Origin of the sequence: Bradyrhizobium sp. BRP20 (assembly GCF_020194215.1) — a bacterium.
GTDB lineage: Bacteria > Pseudomonadota > Alphaproteobacteria > Rhizobiales > Xanthobacteraceae > Bradyrhizobium > Bradyrhizobium yuanmingense.
In genome coordinates, this window is the sequence record NZ_JADYVY010000123.1 from 1 (window position 1) to 398 (window position 398).

Consider the following 398-nt stretch of genomic DNA (forward strand, 5'->3'; position numbering starts at 1 on the left):
CAATCATGCTGTCTACGAAAAGATCGGTGCCCTTCTGACGGCGCACGCGTCCAAAACAGCCGGCAATCTTCTTGCTAGGGTCCAGTCCGAGTGCACGTTTTGCTTCCGCTTTATCGGTCGCCGGTCGAAAGCGCTTGGTATCTATGCCGTGCAGTATCACGGTATTCGGCACCTGCAGATAGGCGGCCGTCTTGCCGCTTGTCGAAATCACCGCGTCCATCCGGCCGATAAGGAACTTGCTCCATCCCGTGTGCCGCCGCTGCGACGCGGAAGTGAAGACGATCCTGATCTTCATGCGTAGAAGATCACGCAGGATGATTGCTGGCAGCATTTCGACATTGCGGCGCGCGTGCCAGACGCGGCAAGGCCGGCCTGCCGGGGCCGTCCACAGATGAATC

The 398-nt window shown here is 59.0% G+C and carries 1 pseudogene; it reads right to left on the reverse strand.

Annotation, left to right across the window (positions count from 1 at the left end):
• Nucleotides 1–398 (reverse strand): annotated as a pseudogene (locus tag I6F33_RS38090) (glycosyltransferase family 1 protein); the annotation flags it as partial.